The sequence below is a fragment of the Micromonospora sp. NPDC005172 genome (assembly GCF_040608555.1).
Taxonomy (GTDB): Bacteria; Actinomycetota; Actinomycetes; order Mycobacteriales; family Micromonosporaceae; genus Micromonospora.
Genome location: NZ_JBEXIL010000051.1, coordinates 1 through 26,622, shown reverse-complemented (window position 1 = coordinate 26,622; position 26,622 = coordinate 1). Strand labels below are relative to the sequence as shown.

22 protein-coding genes are annotated in these 26,622 nt (G+C 70.6%); 12 read left to right on the top strand and 10 right to left on the bottom strand.

The window, feature by feature from the left end; translation table 11 throughout:
- The first annotated feature begins 158 nt into the window (after positions 1–158).
- Positions 159–3,158, top strand: coding sequence for a glycoside hydrolase family 95 protein (locus ABZV06_RS26500; RefSeq protein WP_355240244.1), 3,000 nt, complete (start codon positions 159–161; stop codon positions 3,156–3,158).
- Between the two features lie 35 nt (positions 3,159–3,193).
- On the opposite strand, the gene ABZV06_RS26495 is transcribed toward ABZV06_RS26500, so the two are convergent.
- A complete protein-coding gene (locus tag ABZV06_RS26495) occupies positions 3,194–3,856 on the bottom strand; it encodes a response regulator transcription factor (protein ID WP_355240304.1) in 663 nt (220 codons plus the stop codon).
- Positions 3,857–3,873: 17 nt separating this feature from the next.
- A complete protein-coding gene (locus ABZV06_RS26490; protein ID WP_355624872.1) occupies positions 3,874–5,001 on the bottom strand; it encodes a sensor histidine kinase in 1,128 nt (375 codons plus the stop codon).
- 144 nt (positions 5,002–5,145) lie between these two features.
- On the opposite strand from ABZV06_RS26490, the gene ABZV06_RS26485 reads away from it, so the two are divergent.
- From ABZV06_RS26485 to ABZV06_RS26475, 3 genes are read left to right on the top strand one after another with little or no spacing between them, the layout of a single operon-like run.
- Entirely contained in the window at positions 5,146–6,135 is a 990-nt protein-coding gene (locus ABZV06_RS26485; RefSeq protein ID WP_355240238.1) for a carboxymuconolactone decarboxylase family protein, read from the top strand.
- A 9-nt stretch (positions 6,136–6,144) separates the two neighbouring features.
- A complete protein-coding gene (locus tag ABZV06_RS26480; protein WP_355624870.1) occupies positions 6,145–6,597 on the top strand; it encodes a DUF6220 domain-containing protein in 453 nt (150 codons plus the stop codon).
- On the top strand, positions 6,594–8,333 hold the full coding sequence (locus ABZV06_RS26475; RefSeq protein ID WP_355624868.1) for a multicopper oxidase family protein: 1,740 nt from the start codon (positions 6,594–6,596) through the stop codon (positions 8,331–8,333). The genes ABZV06_RS26480 and ABZV06_RS26475 overlap by 4 nt, the downstream gene beginning before the upstream one ends.
- 73 nt (positions 8,334–8,406) lie before the next feature.
- Here ABZV06_RS26475 and ABZV06_RS26470 read toward each other — a convergent pair whose 3' ends face one another.
- Positions 8,407–9,459, bottom strand: coding sequence for a glycoside hydrolase family 11 protein (locus ABZV06_RS26470; RefSeq protein ID WP_355240229.1), 1,053 nt, complete (start codon positions 9,457–9,459; stop codon positions 8,407–8,409).
- A 486-nt stretch (positions 9,460–9,945) separates the two neighbouring features.
- On the opposite strand from ABZV06_RS26470, the gene ABZV06_RS26465 reads away from it, so the two are divergent.
- From ABZV06_RS26465 to ABZV06_RS26455, 3 genes are all read left to right on the top strand, one after another.
- Positions 9,946–10,401, top strand: coding sequence for a Fur family transcriptional regulator (locus ABZV06_RS26465; protein WP_355240227.1), 456 nt, complete (start codon positions 9,946–9,948; stop codon positions 10,399–10,401).
- Positions 10,398–12,674, top strand: coding sequence for a catalase/peroxidase HPI (gene katG, locus ABZV06_RS26460; RefSeq protein ID WP_355624866.1), 2,277 nt, complete (start codon positions 10,398–10,400; stop codon positions 12,672–12,674). Before ABZV06_RS26465 ends, katG begins: the two co-directional genes overlap by 4 nt.
- A 183-nt stretch (positions 12,675–12,857) precedes the next feature.
- Positions 12,858–13,472: a dihydrofolate reductase family protein gene (locus tag ABZV06_RS26455; protein ID WP_355240221.1), complete on the top strand. Its 615-nt coding sequence runs from the start codon at positions 12,858–12,860 to the stop codon at positions 13,470–13,472.
- Positions 13,473–13,540: 68 nt separating this feature from the next.
- Here ABZV06_RS26455 and ABZV06_RS26450 read toward each other — a convergent pair whose 3' ends face one another.
- The gene (locus ABZV06_RS26450) at positions 13,541–14,929 is read right to left on the bottom strand and encodes a PHB depolymerase family esterase (RefSeq protein WP_355624864.1); all 1,389 of its coding nucleotides are present in this window, start codon (positions 14,927–14,929) and stop codon (positions 13,541–13,543) included.
- 278 nt (positions 14,930–15,207) lie between these two features.
- On the opposite strand from ABZV06_RS26450, the gene ABZV06_RS26445 reads away from it, so the two are divergent.
- Together ABZV06_RS26445 and ABZV06_RS26440 are read left to right on the top strand one after the other, a co-directional pair.
- On the top strand, positions 15,208–16,200 hold the full coding sequence (locus ABZV06_RS26445) for a PaaX family transcriptional regulator C-terminal domain-containing protein (RefSeq protein WP_355240215.1): 993 nt from the start codon (positions 15,208–15,210) through the stop codon (positions 16,198–16,200).
- 74 nt (positions 16,201–16,274) lie between these two features.
- Complete coding sequence (locus ABZV06_RS26440) at positions 16,275–17,093, top strand: SAM-dependent methyltransferase (RefSeq protein ID WP_355240212.1); 819 nt, start codon at positions 16,275–16,277, stop codon at positions 17,091–17,093.
- 37 nt (positions 17,094–17,130) lie between these two features.
- On the opposite strand, the gene ABZV06_RS26435 is transcribed toward ABZV06_RS26440, so the two are convergent.
- A complete protein-coding gene (locus ABZV06_RS26435) occupies positions 17,131–17,472 on the bottom strand; it encodes a metalloregulator ArsR/SmtB family transcription factor (protein ID WP_355240301.1) in 342 nt (113 codons plus the stop codon).
- A 179-nt stretch (positions 17,473–17,651) separates the two neighbouring features.
- A complete protein-coding gene (locus ABZV06_RS26430; protein WP_355624862.1) occupies positions 17,652–18,497 on the bottom strand; it encodes an SDR family oxidoreductase in 846 nt (281 codons plus the stop codon).
- Between the two features lie 97 nt (positions 18,498–18,594).
- On the opposite strand from ABZV06_RS26430, the gene ABZV06_RS26425 reads away from it, so the two are divergent.
- Entirely contained in the window at positions 18,595–19,062 is a 468-nt protein-coding gene (locus ABZV06_RS26425) for a MarR family transcriptional regulator (RefSeq protein ID WP_355624860.1), read from the top strand.
- Positions 19,063–19,232: 170 nt separating this feature from the next.
- A complete protein-coding gene (locus ABZV06_RS26420) occupies positions 19,233–19,961 on the top strand; it encodes a GAF and ANTAR domain-containing protein (protein ID WP_355240204.1) in 729 nt (242 codons plus the stop codon).
- Between the two features lie 52 nt (positions 19,962–20,013).
- Here ABZV06_RS26420 and ABZV06_RS26415 read toward each other — a convergent pair whose 3' ends face one another.
- From ABZV06_RS26415 to ABZV06_RS26400, 4 genes are all read right to left on the bottom strand, one after another.
- Positions 20,014–20,595, bottom strand: a complete 582-nt coding sequence (locus ABZV06_RS26415) for a hemerythrin domain-containing protein (RefSeq protein WP_355240202.1) — start codon at positions 20,593–20,595, stop codon at positions 20,014–20,016.
- Entirely contained in the window at positions 20,588–21,802 is a 1,215-nt protein-coding gene (locus tag ABZV06_RS26410; protein ID WP_355624858.1) for a hypothetical protein, read from the bottom strand. The genes ABZV06_RS26415 and ABZV06_RS26410 overlap by 8 nt, the downstream gene beginning before the upstream one ends.
- A 59-nt stretch (positions 21,803–21,861) precedes the next feature.
- Positions 21,862–22,350, bottom strand: coding sequence for an STAS domain-containing protein (locus ABZV06_RS26405; protein ID WP_355624856.1), 489 nt, complete (start codon positions 22,348–22,350; stop codon positions 21,862–21,864).
- A gap of 198 nt (positions 22,351–22,548) precedes the next feature.
- Positions 22,549–23,595, bottom strand: coding sequence for a polysaccharide deacetylase family protein (locus ABZV06_RS26400; protein WP_355624854.1), 1,047 nt, complete (start codon positions 23,593–23,595; stop codon positions 22,549–22,551).
- A gap of 1,090 nt (positions 23,596–24,685) precedes the next feature.
- On the opposite strand from ABZV06_RS26400, the gene ABZV06_RS26395 reads away from it, so the two are divergent.
- On the top strand, positions 24,686–26,622 hold a 1,937-nt coding region (locus ABZV06_RS26395), incomplete at its 3' end, for a PQQ-dependent sugar dehydrogenase (RefSeq protein ID WP_355624852.1).

The following is a 26,622-nucleotide window of genomic DNA, read 5'->3' as shown; positions in this document are numbered from 1 at the left end:
GACGCCGGAGTAATCTTCCCGAAACACATCGGACGTTTGGTCGTCCACGGGTCTGCCTACGACCTGCGCTGCACGGTCGGTGCCACCGCGCGGATCCACTATCGGGGGTCGTCGTTGTCGCGCTTGGGTGGCCGTATCGGTCACCGTTTGGAGGATCGATGTCAGACCTGACCCGGCGGCAGGCCCTCAAGATCGGTGCGGCCGGCGCGGGTGGCGCCCTGCTGCCGCTGCCGTGGACGGCGACCGCCAACGCCGACTCCGTCGCGCCGCCGCAGGTGCTGGCGGCCAACGACCTCGCCCTCTGGTACGACGAGGGCGCCGGCACGGACTGGCTGCGCGCCCTGCCGATCGGCAACGGTCGACTCGGTGCCATGGTGTTCGGCAACGTCGACACCGAGCGACTTCAGCTCAACGAGGACACCGTCTGGGCCGGCGGCCCGCACGACCCGAGCAACACCAGAGGCGCCGCCGCTCTGCCGGAGATCCGGCGACTGGTCAACGCCAACCAGTGGACCCAGGCCCAGGATCTGATCAACCAGACCATGATGGGCAACCCGGGCGGCCAGTTGGCGTACCAGACCGTCGGCAACCTCCGGCTCGCCTTCGGCTCGGCCAGCGGAGCGTCCCAGCACAACCGCACCCTCGACCTCACCACCGCGACCGCCACGACGTCGTACGTCCTGAACGGCATCCGCTACCAGCGTGAGGTCTTCGCGAGCGCGCCGGACCAGGTCATCGCGATGCGGCTGACCGCCGACCGCGCCACCTCGATCAGCTTCACCGCCACCTTCGACAGCCCGCAGCGCACGACGGTGTCCAGTCCGGACGGCACGACGATCGGCCTCGACGGCGTCTCCGGCAGCCAGGAGGGCGTCACCGGTCAGGTCCGCTTCCTCGCCCTGGCCAACGCCACCGTCACCGGCGGCAGCGTGTCCAGCTCGGGCGGCACCCTGCGGGTCACCAACGCCACCAGCGTGGTCCTGTTGATCTCGATCGGCTCCAGCTACGTCAACTACCGCAACGTCGGTGGCGACTACGGGGGCATCGCGCGGCAGCGTCTGAGCGCGGCGCGCGCCTACAGCTACGACCAGTTGCGCACCCGGCACGTCGCCGACTACCAGGCGCTGTTCGGTCGGGTCACCCTGGACCTGGGCCGCACCTCCGCGGCCGACCAGACGACGGATGTCCGGATCGCCCAGCACAACAGCGTCAACGATCCGCAGTTCTCGGCGCTGCTGTTCCAGTTCGGTCGGTACCTGCTGATCTCGTCGTCGCGGCCCGGCACCCAGCCGGCGAACCTTCAGGGCATCTGGAACGACTCGCTGACCCCGTCCTGGGACTCGAAGTACACGATCAACGCCAACCTGCCGATGAACTACTGGCCGGCCAACACCACCAACCTCGCCGAGTGCCACAACCCGGTCTTCGACATGGTCAGGGAGCTCGCCGTCGCCGGAGCGCGGACCGCCCAGGTGCAGTACGGCTCCGCCAGTGGCTGGGTCACCCACCACAACACCGACGCGTGGCGGGCCACCGCGGTCGTCGACGGCGCGTTCTGGGGCATGTGGCAGACCGGTGGCGCCTGGCTGTCCACGTTGATCTGGGACCACTACCTGTTCAACGGTGACATCGAGTTCCTGCGGACGAACTACCCGGCCATGAAGGGCGCCGCGCAGTTCTTCCTCAACACCCTGGTGACCGAGCCGACCCTCGGTTACCTGGTCACCAACCCGTCGAACTCACCGGAGCTGAGCCACCACTCCAACGCCAGCGTGTGCGCCGGACCCACGATGGACAACCAGATCCTGCGGGACCTCTTCGACGGCGTCGCCCGCGCGAGCGAGATCCTCGACGTGGACAGCACCTTCCGGGCCCAGGTACGGGCCACCCGGGACCGCCTCCCACCGATGAAGGTCGGCTCGCGCGGCAACATCATGGAGTGGCTCTACGACTGGGTGGAGACCGAGCCCAACCACCGGCACATCTCGCACCTGTACGGACTGGCTCCCAGCAACCAGATCACCAAGCGCGGCACCCCACAGTTGTTCGAGGCCGCCCGGCGGACCCTGGCGCTGCGCGGCGACGACGGCACCGGCTGGTCGCTGGCCTGGAAAATCAACTTCTGGGCGCGGATGGAGGAGGGCAAGCGGGCCCACGACCTGATCCGCTACCTCGCCACCACCGCCCGGCTCGCCCCCAACATGTTCGACCTGCACCCGCCCTTCCAGATCGACGGCAACTTCGGCGCCACCGCCGGCATCGCCGAGATGCTGCTCCAGAGCCACATCGGTGAGCTGCACATCCTGCCCGCGCTGCCGCCGGCCTGGCCCAGCGGACGGGTGACCGGCCTGCGGGGTCGTGGTGGGCACACGGTCAGCATCACGTGGGCGAGCGGCGCGGCCACCGAGGTGCTCGTGCGACCGGACCGTGCCGGCACCGTCCGGCTGCGGTCGCGGTTCCTGACCGGCACCGTCAGCGTCGTCGACACCGCCGACGGGACATCGCCCCGGGTCACCCGGGTCGAGTCCGACCTGGTCGAGGTCACCGTGCAGGCGGGACGCACCTACCGGGTCACCAGTACGGGCGCCGCCACGCCGACGCTGGAGCAGAGCTTCACCAACGCGGGTATCACCAACGACAGCAACACCAACGTCGGCAACTTCGACGGCAACGGGGCCTCCCTCTCGGCGCAGGCCCTGGCGCAGGCCGGTGCCAGCCCGGGCAGCACGGTGAGCCGCAACGGTGTGAACTTCCGCTGGCCCAACGTCAGCCCCGGCACGGCCGACAACGCCATCGCCTCGGGCCAGACCATCGGCATCAGCGGCACCGGGAGCACCCTCGGCTTCCTGATCACCGGCACCTACGGCGCGGTCTCGGGCACCGGCACGGTGGTGTACGCGGACGGCACGCGCCAGACGTTCACGCTCAGCACACCCGACTGGTACGGCGGCCCAGTGTCCGGCGCGACCGCCGCCGTCGTTTCCGCGTACCAGAACCGGCCCAACAACGGCCGCCAGGCCACGGCGGCCTGCGTCTACTACGTGGGCGTCGCGCTGCAGAGCAAGGCGGTGACCCAGGTCGTGCTGCCCAACATCAGCGCACGGGCCGCGGCGAACGTGCCGACGATGCACGTCTTCGCCATCGCGATCGGGTCCTGACACCGGCTCGCGCCGCGTCGCCGGTGACGGCACGGTCACCGGCGGCGCGGCGTGACCAGTCCCGATTCGTACGCCCACACGACCAACTGGGCGCGGTCCCGGCAGTGCAGCTTCGTCATCGCCCGGTTGACGTGCGTCTTGGCGGTCAACGGACTGATCACCATCCGCAGGGCGATCTCGTCGTTCGTCAGCCCTCGGGCGACCAGCTCGACCATCTCCTGTTCGCGGGCGGTCAGCACGTCCCGACCGGCGGCCGGCACCGCCGGCGGTGGCCCGGCCACGAACTCGCTGATCAGCGTACGGGTCACGGCCGGCGCGAGCAGCGCGTCGCCACGGGCCACGACGGCGACGGCCTGCAACAGGTCGGCGGGGTCGGCGTCCTTGAGGAGGAACCCGCTCGCCCCCGCGCGGAGTGCGGCGAAGACGTAGGAGTCGAGCCCGTAGTTGGTCAGGATGAGGATGCGGATCGCGGCGAGGTCGGGGTCGGCGGCGATCCGTCGGGTCGCCTCGATCCCGTCGAGTCCGGGCATCTGCACGTCCATCAGCACGACATCCGGGCGCAGACGTCGCGCGAGTTGTACGGCCGACCTGCCGTCGGTGGCCTCGCCGACGACCTCCAGGTCGTCCTCGGCGGCCAGCAGCGCCCGGAAGCCGGCCCGCATCAGCGCCTGGTCGTCGGCGAGCAGGACCCGGATCATCGGATGCGACCGCCCGGTCATGCCGGCTCGTCCAGCGGGAACGTCGCCCGCACCGTGAACCCGTGGTCGTCCTGGGCGGTGGCCAGCAACGTGCCGCCCAGTCCGGTGACCCGCTCCCGCATGCCGCGCAGTCCCACTCCCGGTGTCGGTGGCTGGGCCGGCGACGCCCGCCCGTCGTCGGTGACCGCGACGGTCAGCCCGGCCGGGGCGTACTCGACGTGGACGTGCGCGGTCGCCGGGCCGGCATGCCGGGCCACGTTGGTCAGGGCCTCCTGGACGACCCGGTAGCCGGCCTGGTCGACCTCGTCCGGCAGGCTCCGGGGCCGGCCGGCGACGGTCACCTGGACCGGTACGCCGACCGCCCGGGTCCGCTCGGCGAGTTCGTCCACCCGGGCCAGTCCGACGCGCTCGTCGTCGGGCGCGCGCAGGACGTCCAGGGTGGTGCGCAGTTCCCGCATCGCGGCGGCGCTGGCCTCCTGGATCGCCAGCAGCGTGGCCGACGGCTCCTCGCCGTGCTTGCGGGCCAGGTGCACGGCGATCCCGGCCTGCACCTTGATCACCGAGATGCTGTGCGTCAGGGAGTCGTGCAGGTCGCGGGCGATGCGCAGCCGCTCCTCGCCGGCGCGCCGCAACGCCACCTCCTCGCGGGTGCGCTCGGCCTCGACGGCCCGCTGTTCGACCTGTTCCAGGTAGGCCCGGCGTTGCCGACCGACCAGCCCGGCGACGTTGGCCGCCACGAACCATCCCAGCAGCAGGGCCGTCCGCTCGACGATCAGCTGGTTCGGACGCTCGACCGGGGCCACCGAGACGTCGCGGGCCAGGAAGCCACCGAGGAAGGCGACGCTGGCCACGGCGGCCGCCGACCGGTGCCCCCGCCAGGCGGTCACGTAGACGACGCCGAGGACGGGGAAGGCGGCCGACACCCCCGAGTGCACCCGGACGTGCAGGGCCAGCATGGCGACGGTCACCACGCCCAGCGCGAGCACCGGATGCCGCCGGCACACCCCGAGAGCCGCGGCCATGACGAGGACCAGGGCGACATCGAGCGCCCCGACCGTCGCGGCGTCCGGTGCGAGCGCGGCGTTGCCGAGCAGGAGACCGCCGAGGGCGAGGCCGCTGAGGACGTACGGCAGGTCACGGCGCATGGTCGCACTGTAGAACGGCCGTCGATGGTGGAGCATCCCGCGCGCGCGGTAGATCAGACGTACCACGGGCGCGGTATCCGGGTCCGGTGAAGTGTCTGCGGCGGCACGACGTTTTCCCGGGCCGCCGCGGCAAGCATCGACCGCATGACATACCGCTTCTGCACACCCGCTCCCACCAGGGCGGCCACCGGCCGCACCGCGGAGGTCTACCAGCAGCTACGCGACGACTTCCTCGGACCGTTGCCCACCTTCCAGGCGCTCTCGGCCGTGCCCGAGGTGCTGACCGCGACGTGGTCGCTGCTGCGCGAGGCCCTGCTTGCCGGTGACACGTCCCGGGTCGACCGTGAACTCGTCGCGGCGGTGGTGTCCCGGGCCAACCGCTGTCGGTTCTGCCTCGACGCCCACGTGCTGCTGCTGCACGCCCTCGGCGAGCACGGGCTGGCCGAGGTCGTCGCCCGGGGCGAGACGCCGCCCGAGCCGAGGCACGCCGAACTCGCCCGCTGGGCCGAGGCCAGCCGCAGCCCCCGTGCCGGCGGCTGGACGAGTCCGTACGGCCCCGAGGTCACCGGCACCCTGCTCGCCTTCCACTTCGTCAACCGGGTCGTCTCGGCGTTGCTCGACCCCGACCTGCTCCCCGGCGGCCTGCAACGCGCCCCGCTGGTGCGCTCGGTGGGTGGCCGGCTGTACGCCAGGTCGGCCCGGGAGCGCAAGGAACCCGGACGCAGTCTTCCGCTCCTGGATGCCCCGGGGACGCCGTCGCCGGCCTGGGCCGGGGACAGCCCGGTCGGGATCGCGTACGCCGCGTTGCGGGACGCCGCCAGCCGGGGCGGTGAACTGCTGGGCGACGTTGCTCGCCAGACCGTGACGGCCACCGTGCGCTGGGAGGACGGGCGGTTCCCGGCTCGGCCCGCCGACTGGGCCGTCGACCTCGTCCGGGATGTGCCCGGCCGGGACCGCGTCGGGACGCGGATCGCGTTGCTGTCGGCGTTCGCGCCCAGCGCGGTGAGCCCGGGCGACGTCGCCCTGTGGAGGCTGTCGCACCCCGCCGACGCCGACCTGGTCCGCCTGGTGGCGTACGGCGCGATCACGGCCACCGACCACGTCGCCCGGGCGCTCTCCTCGGCGCATCTCTAGGAGGTCGGCATGCGTAAGGCATTCGTCGTCAGCAGCGGCCTGCTCCTCGCCGCGTTCGCCCTCCAGTTCGTCTTCGCTGCCGTCGGCGGGTTCACCAAGCCCGCGGACGACGGCGCGTACGCCCTGCACAGCATCAACGGCATGGCGGTCATCCCGGTCCTCACCCTGCTCACCGCGCTGCTCGCGGCGCTGGCAAGGGCGCCGGGTCGACTCATCGCCCTGGCGATCCTGCCGCTCGGTCTGGTGGTCGTGCAGGCGCTGCTCGCCATGCTCGCCAACGCCGGCACCGACGCCGTCGGCGTCAGCACGCCGTTCGGCCTGATCGTCGGTGGGCTGCACGCGGTCAACGGCATCGTCGCGGTGCACGTCGTGGTCGGCGTCCTGCGCGGAGCGCGCCGGCTGGCCGCCGGGGCGCCGGTGGGCGACGCGCTGGCGGTCGTACCGGAAGGGGAACCGGCATGACCACCGCCTCGCTGCTCGCGGCGGACCTCGTGCTGGCGATCCTGGCCGCCGTCGGATGGCTGGGCGGCGGGGCCGCTGCGGCCGCCCGTCGGCGGCCCCTGGCACTCGGGCTGGCCGCCGTCGCCCTGCTGGCCACGCTCGCCCGCGCGACGACAGTGGTCGCGCTCGCGCGCGTCGGCTGGTGGTTCGTCGCGGAGAAGGTCGTCATCGCCGCGCCGCTGTCGCTCGCGGCGGTCGCCGTCGCCGGGCCGCGGCTGCTGCGGGCCGCCGACGACATCCGGACCGTCGCGGTCCCGCTCCTCTTCTCCGGGTACGCCGTGAGCGGCGCCCTGCTCGTGACGGTCCTGCACGGCTATCCGGTGTCGGCGTCGGCGGGGCTGCTCGTGGTCGCCGGGGTCGTCACGGCCACGGCGGTCTCGTGGCGTCTGATCGACGCGCGCCCGTCCCGGACGGTGTCCCGGGCGGCCGTCGCGGTGGCGGTCGCGGCGCTGCTGGCCGGGACCGGCCTGGCCGTCGCCCCGGGCGCCGCTCCCGCCGCACCCCACGACCACGCGTACCCGCAGGCGCGGATTCCCGACGAACCCACCCGGCGGTTCACCCTGACGGCCGGTACCACCACGGTGAGCGTGGGCGGCCACGACGTCGCCGCGTGGGCGTTCGACGCGCAGGTGCCCGGGCCGGAGTTGACCGCCACGGTGGGCGACGTGCTGGAGGTGACGCTGCGCAACCGGGACATCGGGCGGGGCGTCACCCTGCACTGGCACGGGTACGACGTGCCGAATGATCAGGACGGGGTGCCCGGGGTGACGCAGTCGGCGGTGCTGCCGGGACAGGAGTTCGTCTACCGGTTCCGCGCCGACCAGGCCGGCACGTACTGGTACCACACCCACTCGGTCTCGGACGTCGGTGTCCGGATGGGCCTGTACGGCGTCCTGGTGGTGCGCCCCGGGCCGACGAACGGCCTCGACGTGAGCGTGCCGGTGCACACCCTGGCGGGTCGTCCGCTGCCGGACGCGAAGGTGGAGCAGGTCGCCGCCGGCGTCCCGGTGCGGCTGCGGTTGATCAACACCGACAGCACGACGCACCGCTACGCATTGGCCGGAACCGCCTTCCAGGTCGCCGCGATCGACGGCTACGAGCTGAGCGGCGCGACGTCGCTGCGGGACACCGCCGTGCTGATCCCGGCCGGGGGCCGCTACGACCTGGTGTTCACCGCTGCTGACACACCGGTGGCGCTGGACGTCGACGGACGCCGGGTCTACTCGACAGGCGTGGTGTCGACGGAGACCGGCGGGTGGCCCGTACTCGATCCGCTCACCTACGGCCAGCCGGCGGCGGTGCCCTGGTCCCGATTCGACCGGACGTTCACCCTGGTCCTCGATCGTGGCCTGGACCTGCGCGGACTGCTCCCGCGGTACGCCCACACCGTCAACGGCGCGGCCGCTCCGGACATCCCGCCGCAGGTCGTCCGCCGAGGGGACGTCGTCCGGTTCACGATCGTCAACCGGTCGCAGGCCGTGCACCCGTGGCACCTGCACGGCCATCATGTCCTCGTGCTGTCCCGTGACCGTCGGCCGGCGGCCGGAAGTCCGCTCTGGCTGGATTCGTTCGACGTCCGGCCCGGCGAGGTGTGGGAGGTGGCGTTCCGAGCCGACAACCCGGGAATGTGGGCCAACCACTGCCACAACCTGGGCCACGCCGACGCCGGGATGATGCTGCACCTCCTGTACTCGTGAGAGCCGGTGCGCACAGTCCGGCCCCCGTCGCGTGGCGGCGGGGGCCGGACTGTGCGGTGTGGTGGAGAGTGCGTCAGCTGGTGCGACAGGTGATCGTCGGCCAGGTCCAGTTGCCGTTGGCCATGACCGTGATGCCGAAGTTGTTGCCGTTGCCGTTCGGCCGGGCCGTCACGGTCCCGCTGGTGCCGCTGACGGACGCGTTCCAGCTGTTCTGGATGCTCTGACCGCCGTTGAGGCCGAGACTGACGATCCAGTTGCTGGTGCCGCTGACCGCGACGTTCAGGTTGAACCGGTCACCCCACTGCTGGCCGGCGGAGAGCGTCGCGGTGCAGTTGCCGCCGCCCGGGTTGCCGGTGGTGGGTCCGGAGGTCGGCCCGGAGGTCGGCCCGGAGGTCGGGTTGCCGCCGCCACCCTCCTGCACTGTCACGTCGGAGCTGCCGGCGCTCTGGTAGCCCTCGGTGGCCATGATCTGGTAGGCGTGGTTGGTGCCGAGGTTCAGGCCGGCGCGGGCCCAGGCGTCGAAGTGGTTGGCGGTGGTGATGGTGCCACTCGAGCGCTTGTTCTGACGGACGCTCCAGTACTGGTAGAACGTCTGGTTGCCGTCGATCGACGGGGCGTTGGTCCGCAGGCTGCGCAGGATGTCGTAGGTGCCGCCGTCGGTGGTGACCGTGCCCAACCGGGTGGCGCCGTTGCTCGGGTTGTAGCTGCCGAAGTTCTCCACCACGTAGTACTCGATGAGCGGGTTGCGCGTCCATCCGTACAGGGCGAGGTAGGTGTTGTTGTTCCCCGGGTTGTAGTTGGCCGAGTAGCTGACCGTCCGCCGCGAGCCGGTGGCCCAGCCCTTGCCGCCGACCCAGTTGTTGGTGCTCCGGTCCCAACTGCTGGAGTACCGGCCGTTTTCGCGCAGCGTCATGCTGGCGTTGCCGCCGTCCTTCCAGAACGAGAAGTAGTAGCCGTTGTGCGTGCCGGTCAGGCTCGAGGTGAGCGTCCGGTCGGCCTCGGCGTACGCGCTGGTGGCCGTGACCGTCCCGGTGATGGCCAGGACGACCGCACAGGCGGCGCCGAGGAGCAGCCGCAAGCGGCCGCGCCTCGGCGCTGCGGTGGGGGTGTGCTCGGTGTCGATCATTGAGGTGTTTCCTCCTCGTCACGGCTGGCACGAGGCCAGCGGTGCGGTACGACCCGTTGGGCTGTCGGGTGTTCGTGACGGCCACGGCGTCGTACCGCGTGGTGGTGGTTGACCGGATGTCCCGCACGACGACCGGAGGCGGCAGTCGCGGTGCGAGCGGTGGCGGCAATTGAATGCCGTCGATGTGGACGGTATTGAGCCGGTCGTCCACTTGTCAACATTTTCCGGAAGGGTGACGGCAGCGGTGAACCCGTCGCCATGCTCGCGACGAAAAGCATCTGTCGAGGTCAGAAGTCGATTAGAGGGGGTGGCCGGGCCGGCGCCGACCGGCCGGCCCGGCGGCAACATCTGATGAATGTTGCTCGGAACTTCCGGAGACTTTCCGGACCTGCCGCCGGACGAACCGGAGGTGGAAGGTGCGCCACGCCGACGCGCCGGTGGCCGAAAACTTGATTCGTTCCAAAAAAGTGAGCTAGTGTGCAGCCCGTGGTGCCCGACCTCGAAGCGCAGCTGAGAGGGGTCTCGTTGCGAGTGACGCGACCCCGGCTGGCCGTGCTCGCGGTGCTGCGGGATCACCCCCACGTCGACACCGACACGGTGATCGCGCTGGTCCGGGCGGAGCATCCCACCATCTCCCACCAAGCGGTGTACGACGTGCTGCGCGCGCTCACCGACGCGGGCCTGGTGCGGCGCATCCAGCCCGCCCGCGCGACCGCCCGCTACGAGTCACGGGTGGGGGACAACCACCACCATGTCGTGTGCCGCTCCTGCGGCGCCATCGCCGACGTCGAGTGTGCCGTCGGCCACGCACCCTGTCTCACCGCCTCGAACGACCACGGCTTCGTGGTCGACGAGGCGGAGGTTGTCTACTGGGGCATCTGCCCCGATTGCGCAGCCGACCGCACCTCCCAGCGATCCGCCAGTTCGGAAGGAAGTACATGAGCGACACCCAGGACAACGGCCCCATCAGCGCGCAGGGCGTGGACCAGAAGGCCGCGGCCGGCTGCCCGGTCGCGCACGACTCGGTCACCGCGCAGGGCAGTGAGAGCGAGAACCCGGCGATCGACTCGCCGACCCCGAAGACCGGTGGTCGTCCGCGCACCAACCGGGACTGGTGGCCCAACCAGCTCGACCTCTCGGTCCTGCACGCCCACTCGTCCAAGGGCAACCCGCTCGGACCGGACTTCAGCTACGCCAAGGAGTTCGCCAAGCTCGACGTCGAGGCCCTCAAGCGGGACATCACCGATGTCCTCACCACCTCGCAGGACTGGTGGCCGGCCGACTTCGGCCACTACGGCGGTCTGATGATCCGGATGAGCTGGCACGCCGCGGGCACCTACCGCATCGAGGACGGCCGCGGTGGCGCCGGCGACGGCGGCCAGCGGTTCGCCCCGCTCAACAGTTGGCCGGACAACGCCAACCTGGACAAGGCTCGTCGCCTGCTGTGGCCGGTCAAGCAGAAGTACGGCCAGCAGATCTCCTGGGCCGACCTGCTGGTGCTCGCCGGCAACGTGGCCCTGGAGTCGATGGGGTTCAAGACCTTCGGCTTCGGCTTCGGTCGTGAGGACGTGTGGGAGCCCGAGGAGATCTTCTGGGGCCCGGAGGACACCTGGCTGGGCGACGAGCGGTACTCCTCCGAGAAGGAGATGGCGGCCGGCGTCGGCTCGACCGAGATGGGCCTCATCTACGTCAACCCGGAGGGCCCCCGCGGCAACGCGGACCCGGCCGCGGCGGCGCACTTCATCCGCGAGACCTTCGGCCGGATGGCGATGAACGACGAGGAGACCGTCGCCCTCATCGCCGGTGGTCACACCTTCGGCAAGACCCACGGCGCCGGTGTCGCCGACAACCACGTGGGTCCGGAGCCCGAGGGTGCCCCGATCGAGGCGCAGGGCCTGGGCTGGCTGAGCACCCACGGCACCGGCAAGGGCGCCGACGCGATCACCAGTGGCCTCGAGGTGACGTGGACCGACGTGCCGACGCAGTGGAGCAACCGCTTCTTCGAGATCCTGTTCGGGTACGAGTGGGAGCTGACCACCAGCCCCGGTGGCGCGAAGCAGTGGGTCGCCAAGGACGCCGAGGAGATCATCCCGGACCCGTTCGACCCGTCGAAGAAGTACAAGCCGACGATGCTCACGACCGACCTGTCGCTGCGCGTCGACCCGGCGTACGAGAAGATCTCGCGCCGCTTCCTGGAGAACCCGGACCAGTTCGCGCTGGCCTTCGCCAAGGCCTGGTACAAGCTGCTGCACCGCGACATGGGTCCGATCGAGCGCTTCCTCGGACCGTGGGTCGCCGAGCCGCAGCTGTGGCAGGACCCGGTACCGGCCGTCGACCACGAGCTGGTGGGCGACGCCGACATCGCCGCCCTCAAGGCGAAGGTCCTCGACTCGGGCCTCACGGTCGAGCAGCTGGTCTCCACCGCCTGGGCCTCCGCCGCGAGCTTCCGCCACACCGACAAGCGCGGCGGCGCCAACGGCGCGCGCATCCGCCTGGAGCCGCAGCGCAGCTGGGAGGTCAACCAGCCGGAGCAGCTGGCGACCGTCCTGAGCACGCTGGAGGGCATCCAGCAGGAGTTCAACGCCGCAGGCGGGGCGAAGGTCTCGCTCGCCGACCTGATCGTGCTGGCCGGCTCGGCCGCCGTCGAGAAGGCGGCGCGCGACGGGGGCGTCGAGGTGACCGTGCCGTTCCGGCCGGGCCGCACCGACGCCACCCAGGAGCAGACCGACGTCGACTCCTTCCGGGTCCTCGAGCCGCGCGCGGACGGCTTCCGCAACTACCTGCGCGCCGGCGAGAAGACCCAGCCGGAGGTGCTGCTCATCGACCGGGCCTACATGCTGAACCTGAGCGCACCGGAGATGACCGTCCTCGTCGGCGGCCTGCGCGCGCTCGGGAACAACGTCGGCGGCGCGTCGCACGGCGTCCTCACCGACCGGCCCGGCGTGCTCACCGGGGACTTCTTCGCCAACCTGCTCTCCCCGGGCACCCGGTGGAAGGCGTCGGAGTCCGACGAGCACGTGTACGAGATCCGGGACCTGGCCACCGACGAGGTGAAGTGGACCGCCACGGCGGTCGACCTCATCTTCGGCTCCAACTCCCAGCTGCGCGCCCTCGCCGAGGTCTACGCCAGCCAGGACGCGCGCGAGAAGTTCGTGCGTGACTTCGTCGCCGCCTGGACGAAGGTCATGGAGCTGGACCGGTTCGACATCGCCTGATCCTGCGTCACCTGACGAGCCCCGGCCGCGATCGGCCGGGGCTCGTTCGCGTCTCGTGCCGCAGACCCCACGGGAGCGATCGGTCGGCGGCACGCGGCCGCAGAGGGCGGTAACCGTCGTACGAGTTTGCGATGCTGTGCCCGTCTATGAGCCCGACAGCACCTCATGCAAAGGAGCACCGCGATGGCGAAGGTCATCTCCACGCTGTTCATCTCGGCCGACGGCGTCGCCGAGATCGACCCCGACTGGCACTTCCCGTACTTCGACGAGAACATGGGCCGCGCCGTCACCGAGGACTACGACACGTCCGACGTGCTGCTCATCGGTCGGGTCACCTACGACAGCTTCGCCGGAGCCTGGCCCGACCGGGAGGCCGCGGGTGGCGAGGACGCCGGGTTCGCCAAGCAGCTCGGTGACGTCCGCAAGGTCGTCGTCTCCCGCCAGCCGCTGGACTTCTCCTGGCGCAACTCCGAGCTGATCGCCGGCGATCTCCCCGAGGCCGTCGCCGCGCTCAAGGCCGACTCCGGGATCAAGGGCATCCTCATCCCCGGGTCGATCTCGGTCGTGCAGCAGCTCCTCGCCGCCGGCCTGGTCGACGAGCTGCGTCTGCTGGTGCACCCCGTGGCGGCGCGCAAGGGCCGCCGGCTCTTCGACGACGGCGATTCGCCGTACCACCTGCGGGTCGTCTCGACCGAGACCTTCCCGACGGGCGTGCTCCGCGTGATCTACGCGCCGACGGCGGCGCCCGGCGCGGTCGGGTACGACGAGGTCGTGGACCAGGTGCCCGCCGGAAACTGAGTCGGGCCGGCCCCGCCGCCGGCGAGCGGCGGGGCCGGTTCGACCTGGTCGGAACGGCTCGCTGTCGCTCAGGCGACCGTGCAGGTCGCGCCGTTGAGGGTGAACGAACTCGGCTGTGCGGTGTTGCCGGTGTGCGTGGCCTGGAAGCCGACCGTCACCGATCCGTTCGGCGGGATGCTGGCGTTGTAGGAGGCGTTGCGGGCCGTCACCTGACCGGACGTGGGGGAGTAGGTCGCGTTCCAGCCCGAGGTGATGCTCTGGCCGCCGGGCAGGGTGAAGACCAGCGACCAGCCGTTGACGGCACTCGTGCCGGTGTTGGTGATGGTGATGTTCTCGGTGAGGCCGCTGTTCCAGGCGTTGATGGCGACGCCCACCCGGCACGCTCCGGAACTCGGCGGCGGAGTGGTCGGGTTGGGCGGGGGCGTGGTCGGGTTCGGCGGGGGCGTCGTCGGGTTCGGCGGGGGCGTGGTCGGGTTCGGCGGGGGCGTCGTCGGGTTCGGCGGCGGCGTGGTCGGGCTCGGGGGGGTGGTCAGGCCGAAGAAGGCGACCGCGACAGCGGCCATGCCGCCGGCCGGCAGGCTGTGGCCCGCGCCTTGGATGCTGTACGCCTCGACCTGGACGGTTCCGTTGGCGTCGGCGTACCGGCGGCGGTTCCAGTTGGCCTGCGGCGTGTCGGTGGAGGTCGGTGTCTGGCTGAGCCCGAACACGTTGGTCCACTGCTCGATCGTCTCCTGGAGCAGCGAGTACGGCACGAGAGTGTCGCTGGTGCCGTGCCACAACTGCACCCGGGGACGGGGACCGGAATAGCCGGGGTAGGCCCCGCGCACGGCGTCACCCCACTGCTGCGGGGTCCGGTTCATGTTTCCGCCAGTGCACTGGCTGCTTCCGGGCGGATAGTCCGCCGCGTTGGCGAAGCAGTTGTAGGGGACTCCCATGAACGCCGCGCCGGCCTTGAACACGTCGGGGTACAGGGCCAGCATGTGGTTGGTCATCATGCCGCCGGACGAGCTGCCGGTGGCGTACACCCGGTCGGGGTCGCCACCGTACTGCTGCTGCGCATAGCGGATCATCGAGATGATCGACACGGGATCGCTGCCGCCGTTGCGGCGCTTGGCGGCGTCCGACCAGGTGTCGAAGCAGTTGCCGAAGCCGGCCTGCTGGGTCGCGCTCGGGTAGATCACGATGAACCCGTACCGGTCTGCCTGGGCGGCGAAATCGCTGCCGGAGTAGAAGCCGGGGCCGGACCCACCACAGCCGTGCATGGCCACCACGATCGCCGGCTTGGCCGGGCGGGTGTCCGGCACGTAGACGTGCATGCGCATCCGGCCCGGGTTGTCGCCGAAGGTGGTCACCTCGGTGAGCGAGGCGGCGTACGCGGGTTGGAGCGCGGGGGCCACCAGGCCGGCGGCCACCAGTGACGTGACCAGGCCGAGCAGCAGTTTCCTTCGAATCTTCACGGGGATGACTCCTTCGATCGCCTGTGCGGGGTGGGTGTGGTCGCGCGCGCTGTGCGGTCACGGGTGCGCCCAACTCCCCGTGGTGATCGCGCCTCGCCCACTACGTGTGCTCGCCCTGTGCCCGGCTGCGTACGGCGTCGCGTAGCAGATAGTGTTCCTCGCGGTCGCCAAAGTGTCAATCGATGCATCTCGATCAAAGCGCGATGGTGTCGACACCGCTGCCCGGACGGTCCGTCTAGAGTCGGTGCACCCGTCCCTGAGTCGAGCCGGGAGCGCCTGTGGCAGACCCCTTCACCATCGAGGAGATCTATCCCGACCACGGGGACGACCCCCCGCGACTGCCTCGGCGGCAGTCCGGCAGCTCCCCGCAGGACCTCGCGGTGACCCTGCTGGCCGACTACACGTTGCGGACCCGTGCGCGGGTTCCGTCCGCGGCCCTCGTCGCGCTGCTGGCCGAATCCGGTGTGAGTACGGCCGGGGCGCGCGCGGCGATCAGCCGGCTGGCCCGTCGCGCCGTGCTGGAGGGCAGCCGCGAGGGACGGCGGAGCTCTTACCGGCTGAGCCGTGCCGCCGCCGCGAACCTGTCCAGCGGCGGCAGTTGGATCCTGGCCGCCACCACGGAGGTGACCGCGTGGGACGGTTGCTGGACCATCGTCGCCTTCTCGTTGCCGCAGGATCGCGGCGCGCAGCGGCGGGCCCTGCGCGGTCAGCTCCGCTGGCTCGGGTACGCGCCCCTCTACGACGGACTGTGGATCTCGCCGTACGAGCTGAGTGCGCAGGGCAGGGCCCAGCTCGCCCGGTTCGCCCCGGGCGCCGTGACGGTGTTCCGCGGGCGACAGGCTGACCTCGACGCCATCGCCCAGCGCGCACCGATCGACGCCTGGGACGTCGAGGCGATCAGCCGGCACTACGAGGAGTTCCTACGACGATGGAGGCCCCTGGTGCCGCAGGTGCGTTCCGGTGGCGTCGACGGCGCGGCGGCGGTGCGGACGCGTACCGAGGTCATGGACACCTTCCGCCGCTTTCCCACCCTCGACCCCCGACTGCCCCTGGACCTCCTGCCGGCCGGATGGTTGAGACGGCCGGCGCGGGAGCTCTTCGAGACCGTCTACGACGGCCTCGCCGCACCCGCCGAGCGGCACGTCCGGGCGGTCGTCGCCCGGTTCGCCGAGGACGCGCAGTCCGGCATCCGGGCGCACACCGCCGCCGACATCCTGGCCGGTGTACGCGGCGCGGAGGCGGCCGAGGCGGCCCAGGGTTGCGCCTCCTGACCGGCGCCGGCCGGTACGCGCCTCGCCACCGGGATGTGTACCTTGTGGAGGACGCGCGGCGACGGGGAGGTCGGATGACGTCACACGGCGGGAATTCTTCGGCTACCGACCGGATCGACACGTCAGTCGCGCACCCGGCGCGCAGATACAACTACCTGCTGGGCGGCAAGGACAACTTCGCCGCGGACCGGGCGTCCGGTGACGCCCTCGCGGCGGCGATGCCCACCATCCGGCTCGCCGCGGTCGAGAACCGGATGTTCCTGCAACGCGCGGTGCGTTTCCTGGCGCGGCGTGGTGTCCGGCAGTTCCTGGACATCGGGACCGGCATCCCGACCGCCGACAACACCCACGAGGTCGCGCAGGCCGTCGACCCGTCGGCCCGTGTCGTCTACGTCGACAACGACCCGATCGTGCTCGCCCACGCCCGCGCGCTGCTGTCCAGCACCACCGAGGGTCGGACGGCGTACCTCGACGCCGACCTGCGGGAGCCGGCCGAGATCCTCGCGCATCCGGAACTGCGGGCGACGCTGGACCTCACCCAGCCCGTCGCGCTGATGCTGGTGGCCATCCTGCACTTCATCCGCGACGACGAGGACCCCAAGGGCATCCTCGACCGACTCGTCGCCGCGCTGCCGTCCGGCAGCTACGTGGTCGCCTCGCACGTGACCTGGGAACATCTGCCGCCCGCTGTCACCGCCGAGCTGGATGCCAACAACCGGGACGGCCGCTTCCAGGCCCGGAGCACCGAGCAGTTCGCGGCCCTCCTCAAGGGCCTGGACATCGTCGAGCCGGGCATCGTCTCCGTGGCGCACTGGCACGCCGACGACGCGCCACAGCCGCGCCCGTCCGTGCGGGACGTGTCGTTCAACGGCGCGGTCGCCCGGGTCCTCTGACGACGACGGCCGTCGCCGACGTCGGCGAGGCGGTCGCTCAGCGGGTCTTCTTCGTCGGCCGTTTGCGCGGCGGGGTCAGCAGGTCGGCTATCGCCGCGATCGCCGACGGCACGATGCGGTAGTACGCCCAGACGCCGCGCTTCTCACGCTCGATCAGACCGGCCTCGGTGAGGATCCGCAGGTGATGGCTCACGGTCGGCTGAGAGAGGTTGAGTGGCGCGGTGAGGTCGGTGACCGAGGCCTCGCCCTCCGGGGCGGCCTGGATCAGACTGAGCAGTCGCAGTCGGGCGGGATCGGCGAACGCCTTCAGCACTCCAGCGAGGCGTTCGGCGTCGGCGCGCTTGATCGGCTCGCCGGCAAGGGGCGAGATGGCAGGCATGGCGGTATTGGCAGTTCCCACGACAGTCATCGTTCCACCTACCTGAGGATTCGAGTGGCCGAACCGGACAAATCGCCGGACCGATGATGTGCTCCTCATGACACCAGCGCGTCGTGCCGGCCACACCGACGCGCTCCCCGGCACGGTCACCGTAGAGCGCGTCGGCGGGCCGTGGCCGTTTAGGCAGCCGCGAACTGCTCGCGGTGGTCGTGCGCGAACTCGGCGAGGGTCCGTGGCGGCCGGCCGGTCACCCGGGCGACGTGGTCGTTGGTGAAGTCGCCCCAGCCGGCGCCGTAGGCGACCCGGTACTCGGCGAGGACCTCCGCCGACCACTCGTCCAGGCCGGCCGCGAGGAGGCCGTCGCGCGTCTGCTCCGGGCTCTGCGGGACGTACCGCACCGGACGGCCGAGCGCCCGGCCGATGTCCTGGGCCGCCTGGTCCAGGGTGATGCTCTCCGGACCGGTGGGCGTGTAGATCATGCCCTCGTGTGGCTCCGGCGCGGCGAGGATCGCGGCCCCGACGGCGGCGATGTCCCGCGTGTCGACGACACCGACCCGCGCCGCGCCGAAGAGTCCGTGAAGTTGCTCGCCGGCCAGCGACCCGAGCAGATTCTGCATGAAGAAACTCGGTCGCAGGATCGTCCAGGGGATGCCGGACGCCTGCACCTCGGCATCGGACAGCGCGTGCAGGCGGCCGTTGCGGGTGGGCGCGTCGTGCGCGGCGCCGATCGCCGAGAGTCGGACGATGTGCCGTACGCCGGCCTGCCGCGCGGCCCAGACCGCGTTCATGCTCTTGCTCGGCGCGAGAGGACCCATCGGGGTGAGGAGCCACAGAGTGTGGACGCCCTCGAACGCCGGCGTCAGCGTCGAGGGGCGGTCCAGGTCGCCGACGACGTACTCGACGCCGTCGAGGGCGGGCGCCCGTGACGGATCCCGCACGAGCGCCCGCACCTGCTCGTTGCCGGCGAGTTCCCGCAGCACCTCCCGCGAGACGGTGCCGGTCGCTCCGGTGATCAGAATGGTCATGGTCGTCCTCCGGTTTCACGCGGACCTGGTCGGGCCGCTGGTCACCGGCGAAACGATATAGTCCAAAACTTGTACCGTCCAATGATTGGACCAAAATATGAAGCGCAGCACACGTAAGGAGCAGGACCCCGATCTCGGCGTCCTGGCCGTGCAGCTCTCCGGGCGCGTCCAGCGGGAGATCTTCACGCGCGCGGCCGCAGAGGGCTTCGACGATGTGCGACCCCGTCACGGCGCCGTGCTCGCCTACCTCGACCCGGAGGGAACGCGCCCCGGCGAGCTGGCGCGCCTGGCCGGGCGGAACAAGCAGACGATGGGCGCGATCCTCGACGAGCTGGAGCGGCTGGGCTACGTCCGACGTACGCCGGACCCGGCCGACCGTCGAGCGAAACTGATCATTCCGACCGAGCGGGGACTGCGGCTCATGGAGGCGTCCGACGGTTTCGTGGCCGTCATCGAGCGGACGCTCTCCGACGCGCTCGGCCGCGACCTGTACCAGCAGTTCAGGGCTGCGCTGCTCCGTAGCGTGGCAAGCCTTCCGCAGGGCGGCCAGGACACCGAGGGCTGAGCGCCACCGGGGGACCGAGGGCGGCGCCGACGTAGCGCGACCAGGTCGTCCCGGTCGTGGAACAGCAGATCGACCACCAGCCAGACCCCCGCCCCGTGGCGTGCCACCCCCGGGTGCGGCACCTTCTCGCCGGGGTGTGAGCTGCTGGCACGCCGGGTAGGGGACCTGCCATGGACGACCCCGACATGCTGGCCGAGCTGGGCCGGATCAGACTCGACGAGACCAGCCTCGACGAGATGCTGGGCCGGGTCGCCGAGCTGGCCCGCCGAGCCGTCACTCCGGCCCGGGAGGTGTCGGTGACCCTGCTGCGCGGCGGCGTCGGCTGGACGGCGGCGTTCACCTCGGACCTGGCCCGTGACCTCGACGACTGGCAGTACGAGCTGGACCGTGGCCCATGCCTGGACGCGTCCGCCAGTGGCGACACCCTCTCCGTGCCCGACCTGGCCTCCGAGCAGCGGTGGCCGGCGTGGGCGACCAAAGCGCACGCCGCAGGCGTGGGGAGTTCCCTGTCCATCGGGCTGCCGATCCAGGGGGCGGTCGTGGGTGCGCTCAACGTCTACGGCGGCCCGGCGAACGCCTTCGATCCGGCGGCGGTCACCGTCGCGGAGCGCTTCGCGTCGTACGCGGCGGTGGCGCTCGCCAACGCGCACCTGTACGACAACGCGACCACGCTGGCCGAGCAGATGCGACAGGCGATGCGTGGCCGGGCGGTGATCGAGCAGGCCAAGGGGATCATCATGGGGGAGCGGCGGTGCACGGCCGAGGAGGCATTCGCGCTGCTGTCGAAGGTCTCCCAGGACAGCAACCGGAAGGTCCGCGAGGTCGCGGAGTCCCTCGTCGCGAAGGCGGTTCAGGGCGACGCGGGCGGGCGGGGCCGTGGGGGCGCGGGCGGTCGATGACCCGAGGGGCTGCCCGTGCCAGGGGCGGCCCCTCGACAGTCATCCCGCCGGGTCAGCTGCCCGAGGGTTTGCGCAGCGCGTCGCGGACCCGGTCGATGATCGCCAACGCCGGTCCGGCCGCGAGGTTGCCCGTGGCTGACTGGGCGCTCGGGTGCGGTCGGGTCGGTGCCGTGGCCTGCGCGCCGCGTACGGCGGTGGCGAGGCTGCGCAGGCGGTCGGCCGGCACGTGCTGGCGCAGCAGCGGGAACTCGTAGCGCTCCTCGTAGCGGGCGTGGGTCAGCACGGCGTCGCGCAGCAGGATGATGCCGGTGTCGAAGCCGTCGGCGTCCACTCCGCCGTCGATCAACGTCTTGAGCGTCTCCTTGGCCTGACGCTCCTCGTCGAGCCGGTCGTCGACCATCGCGTCGCCGCCACCACCGGGCAGCGTCCGGGCGAGCGGGTGGACGACCTCCTCCTCGGCGGTCTCGTGGACGGCGAGGAGCTTGACCAGATCGTCGAAGGCGTCTCGCCGGGTGTCGCCGGTGCCGCCGATGACCAGCAGGAAGAGCTGCTCGACTTGGGCGTGCTGAGCGAGCAGCAGGTCGACGACGTCCTCCACGGGTCCGGGGGTGGCCGGAGTGCCGGTGTCAGGCATGGCTGCCTCCCTTGGTGCGCAACGCCTCGACCGGATGCGGTCCCTCGGTCTCGATGCGGTACTCGTCGCCGAAGCGCTCGCGGTGCATGTCGATGACCTGCTCGCTCGGCGGCTGCTGACCGTCGTGCAGTTGCTGCTGCATCCACTCGAAGCGCTCGTGGGCCTCCCGGACGTAGCCCTCACCGAGCTTGGTGAGATCGATCTGGGTGGCCAGCAGGTGCCGCAGGTAGTCCTTGTTGGGCTCGAACGTCAGCGGCTCGGGCAGGCCGGCGCTGCCGACGATCTCCTCCGGCTCCCGGCCGTCGTGCCGGCGCAGCAGGTCGGCGGCCTGTTGGAGGTGGGCCAACTCCATCTGCAGGTGCAGCTCCCAGATCGCCCTGATGCGGGGGTCGCTCTCCTGTTGGAGGAAGGAGTAGTAGACCCAGCACTCGTTGTACTCGTGCGTGAGCAGCCGCTCCCACCAGTTCTCGCCCGGGTCCAGCAGCGACTCGTAGTGGGTGACGTGCTCCTGCTCGATCAGGCTGATCTCCTGGTAGAGCTGGCGTGCGATCGGTTCCATGTACTGCGGCCCGACGTTCATGTAGTAGAACATCACCTGCTGCTCGGCCGAGAGGATCGTCAATGCGTGCAACTTCGAGCGCGGGTCGACGGAGTTGCGGTCGTACGGGGTGCGGACCTCGTCGAAGGGATGCCGGTGCTCCTGGACCGTCGGCCGGCCCGGCATGACCTCGGTCAGACCGTCGACGATCTTCTCCGCCTTGCGTCGCTCGACCATCTCGTAGAGGTTGGCGTAGCGGTACAGGTGGTCGAAGTCCTCCAGCACACCGAATTCGTACGCCTGCTTCAGGTAGGGGTCGGGTTCGTGCCGGGCCACCCAGGCGGTGAGGTCGACGGCTACCTGCTCATAGCCGAGCGTCGTCTCCAGCACGCTCGCCGCGCCCGGGAGCAGCCAGTTCACCACCCGTTGCTGCTGGCTCTCCACATACCGGACGTAGGCGAGCTGCCGGCGGACCTCCTGGTCCGGGCAGTTCCGGGCAAACTGGTGCGAGAAGTTGATCGCCTCGACCTCGATGCCGTTCATCGTGATGATCCGGCACCGGGTATAGGGGTCGACCGCCTCGGGGTCGATCGGGTCGACATTCAGCTCGCGCCAGTTGCGGAGCTGGCTGTCCAGTGGCAGACCCTTGTGATCAAGCGGGTTGAACATGCCTGTCCTTTCGGGGGAAAAAAGCCCTATCCGGCCGAACGCATCGAGAACAAACGTCCTCAGTTCGCTTCGGCTCGGCGATGACCGCGCTCACGCAGCCCTCGTCCGAGGCATGCCGGGCGAGGGACGTCGGCGGTGAGTGGGGAGGTGACCGAAGCCGTCTGGGCGTCGAGCCCCAGGTGCCGTAGCACCTTGCAGGCCGCGAGGACGCGCAGCACGAACGGAGACGGATCGTGCAGTGTCAGGCGGCCTCCGGCCGAGATGGCCAGCTCGCGGGCCCGTAGCAGTGCGCTCACCCCGTGGGCGCCGAGGAAGCGGACCTCCGACAGGTCCAGCGTGATCAGCGGCGCGGGCGTGGCACTGAGAGACTCCACCAGCTCGGTGAGCAGGTGGGCGTTGCTCATGTCGATCTCACCAGCCACCACGATCGACCTGGTCGAACCCTCGTCGCGCACAACCAGGGACAGCAGGGGTCTGGCGGGTTGGATCCACTGCGGGGAGTGGGGGTCGTACGGCTCCGGCTGAAGAACCGGACGCTGGCCTGTCACATGACACCTCCACCCAGAAACGGGGTGATCAGCCGCGAGTGACGAGTGTCGTCGCGCGGTTGACCACTGGAGGGCGCATGTCTTGACCCGAAGACGACCCTACCCCGTCACCGACAGACCCGCACATGCGCGGCTACGGGTGGGCGCACGTGTCCCGCGCGGCGCCGCCGTGCGCGCCACGCGGGACGATTCTGCGTGTCAGCCGGCGGTGCAGGAGCGGATCTGCGGCCGGGCGCTGCTGTTGCCGTTGAACATCGTGGTGAAACCGAAGGTGTTGCCGCTGCCGTTGGACCGCACGGTCATCACCGTGCCACTGCTGTCCCAGGTGGCGTTGCCGTTCCAGACGGTGGAGACCCGCTGCGGCGAGGTGAGGGCCACGACCACCGTCCAGGTGCTGCTTCCGCTGACCGTCACCGAGGTGTTGTACCGGTCGCCCCAGACGTTGGGGGTCGTCGCGGTGGCGGTGCAGGAGCCTCCGCTCGGCGGCGGAGTCGTCGCACTGGGTGGCGGGGTCGTACCGCTGGGCGGTGGGGTCGCACCGTCGGGCGCGACCGCCCGGCCGGTGGACGGCGAGATCATGCCGGGGCAGAGGTTGCGGCTGGTCAGGTTGGCCATGATCTGGCCGATGGCGTCCCGGGTGTTCTGGATGCCGTCGTGCATGAGGATGACCTGGCCGGCCTGGAGGCGACTGGCGTTCGACACGATCTGGCTGACGCTGGCGCCGTTCCAGTCCTGGGAGTCGACGTCCCAGATCACCTGCCGCATCCCGAGCGAGGAGGCGACGGACTGGAGAGTGGAGTTGGTCTCCCCGTACGGAGGTCGGAACAACTGGGGACGGGTGCCGGTCGCCGACTGGATGGCCGAACTCGTCTGGGAGAGGTCGGACTGCATCTGGGACTGACTCATCGACGTCATGTGGGCGTGGTTCCAGCTGTGGTTACCGACCCACATGCCGGCGGACACCTGTGCCTGCGCGGCAGAACTGTTGTTCTGCACGTTCTGCCCGATGTTGAACATGGTGGCCCGTACGCCGTTGGCGCGCAGCACGTTCAGCAGGGCGCTGGTGCTGCCGGTCGGGCCGTCGTCGAAGGTGAGGCCGACGTAGCCGTTGCAGGTGGCGGCGTTCGACGGAGTGGCGGTGGCCACGACGACGATCCCGCACGCTGCGGCGGCGGTTACGAGGATGGACAGCGCCGCCCGTAGTGGCCTGGACCGTACGAGCGTGCCAGCGGAGACAGTGCTCATCTGTGCCCCTTCTACCGGCCCGGGCCCGTCCCGGTGTGTAAGGACAGCACGGTCCGGACGTGTGGGTGGTGGGTGGGGAGATCGACAGCAACCTGACGGACGCCGAGTCGCATCGATCGCGGTGGATCGGAGTATTGCAGCGGGAATTCGAGGCCGTCAATAAGTTCCGGAAGTCCTCCGATAGCCCGGACGGGTGTGCGTGTGCCCGGTGTCCCCGCGCGGAGCAGTGGCGATCCACTCGCGGTGGAGGCTGCCCTGGGGGCGGTTTGCCCACCAGGCGCTGACCTGCGGGGGGCGTGATCCGGAAATTCATCGGAACTATCGGCGTCAATTCAACGGGCTGGCGAGCAGAGTCGCCGTCGACAGCCGGTTCAATCGCCTGGCCGGTGCCCCGGCCAGTGATGACGAACAGTCGGCGGGATGATTGGCCCGTCTGACCTTTCGCAAAGGTTCCGATAAACGTTGACACTGCGTCCGTGTCGTACCAATACTTTCGCCACCGACGGACCTCGATGAACGTCGATCCGGGTCGCCCGCGGCGAACCCGGTGTACCGGTCGCCGATGGCGGGGTGGCCGGTCGACGCCATCGCGTCGCACGACGTCGGTGCGCGCAGTGCTCCGCCGCCGCCGGGAGGCCCGCCCGGCCAGGTGGAGGCTGCGCTGCCGGGCCGCCCGGAGCGGCGGACCGGGCGGTCCGGCTTCGGCGCCGACAGGCGCCGGTGGCGCGGCGGTTGCTGGGCCGCCGCGCCACACCGCCGCAGCCCGCCTGCCCCAAGCCGCACCGCCGCAGCCCGCCTGCCTGCCCCACGCCACGCCACGCCACGCCGCAGCCTTCCTGCCGCACGCCGTGATGCAGCCTGCCCGCTCCTCCGCGCCGTGGTCGGTCGTGCCCCGCCGCAGCCCGCCGCGGTCGGGCAGGCCGCGCCGATCCGAGGCCTTGACGCGGTTTGTCCTCGATGGAGCGGGATCGTTTGACATGTGCCAGGAATCCATCTTTGATGGTCGATGTTGTCTTCTCGTCGGTCTGGTCGGGCGCTGGGTCGCCCGGCGTGGGGTCGGGCCGGTCGATGCCCCGACCTTGGAGGACGGATGAGAATCTTCGCGCGGGTCAGACCACGACGGCTGCTGCCGCCGGTGACCGTGGCAGTGCTGGTGGCCGTGACACTCGGGGTGCCGGCTTCCGCGGCCGGCCCGTCGACAGTCGTCAGCGCGGCGTCCGGCCGGTGTCTGGACGTGGTGGGCGGCGGCCGGACCGCCGGCACCGGTGTCAACATCTACGACTGCGGCGGGCAGGCCAACCAGGCGTGGACGTTCACCACAGCCGGTGAGCTGCGGGTCTACGACGCGACGATGTGCCTGGACGTGGTCGGTCAGGACACCACCGCCCCGGCCGCCGTACAGATCTACGGCTGTACCGGCGGGGCCAACCAGCGGTGGCGGATCAACACCGACGGAACCATCGTCGGCGTCCAGTCCGGGCTGTGCCTGGACGTGACCGGCGGCGGCACGGCCAACAGCACGACCGTCGGTCTCTGGACCTGCAACGGGCAGGCCAACCAGCGCTGGACGTCGTCGTTCGGCAGCACCGACAGCCAGGCACCCACGACGCCCGGCAACGCTCGGGTGAGCGGCCTGACCTGCAACTCGGTGACGTTCGCCTGGAACGCCTCGACGGACAACGTGGCGGTGGCCTTCTACGACATCTACCACGACGGCCAGCTCATGACCTCGGTGAGCGGCACTACCCTGTCCGCCAACCTCACCGTGGTGCCCGGCGCGACCTGGGGGCTGTACGTGAACGCGCGGGACGCCGCCGGCAACGTGTCGCAGGCCAGTTCCACCGTGACGATCACACCGCCGCAGTGTCAGGCCGACACCCTGCCGCCGAGCACGCCCACGCAGCTCACCGGCACCGCCTCGGGTACGACGGTCACGCTGCGCTGGACGGCGTCGACCGACAACGTCGGGGTTCGGGCGTACGACGTGTACCGCGGCGGTGTGAAGGTCGGCACGGTCGCCGGCACTCCTCCGGTCACCACCTTCACCGACAGCGGACTGGCGGCCAACACCACGTACCAGTACCAGGTGGCGGCCCGTGACGGTCAGGACAACGCGTCGGCGCGCAGCTCCACCGTCTCGGTGAGCACCGGGACCTCCTGCGCCAACCCGGTGTGCACCGTGCGGCAGGTGGCCACCGACACCGACGTCCCGTGGGGGCTGGCGACGTTGCCAGACGGCAGCGTCCTCTACAGCCGCCGCGACGCGCACGACATCATCCAGCTCAACCCCGCCACGGGGGCGAAGACCACCGTCGGCACGGTGCCGAACGTGCAGAGCACCGATGGTGAGGGTGGCCTGCTGGGTCTGGCGATCTCGTCGGGTTTCGCCAGTGACCGGTGGTTGTACATCATGCACACGTCGCCGAGTGACAACCGGATCGTGCGGATCAAGCTGGAGAACGGTCGGTTGACCACCTCCAGTGAGCAGATCCTGGTCAGCGGGATCCGGCGCAACAAGTTCCACAACGGTGGCCGCCTGCGGTTCGGTCCCGACGGCAAGTTGTATGCCAGTACGGGTGATGCGCAGAACGGCACGTACGCGCAGGATCGCGCGGCCCTGGAGGGCAAGGTGCTGCGGTTGAACCCGGACGGAACCGTGCCGTCGGACAACCCGTTCGGTAACTACGTGTGGAGTTACGGTCACCGCAACCCGCAGGGGTTGGCGTTCGACTCGCAGGGCCGCCTGTGGGAGCAGGAGTTCGGCAACTCCATCATGGACGAGACGAATCTGATCACCAAGGGTGGGAACTACGGGTGGCCGGCCTGTGAGGGCACCAGTGGCACCTGCGGCACGGCGGGCTATATCGCGCCGGTGCGTACGTATCCAACGGCCGAGGGCTCCTGCTCGGGTATCGCGGTGGTGCGGGACGCCCTGTATGTCGCCTGCGCTCGTGGTACGCGCCTGTACCGGGGTGTGATCAGTGGTAGCAGTCTGACGAACGTGCAGACGTACTTCAGTGGCACCTA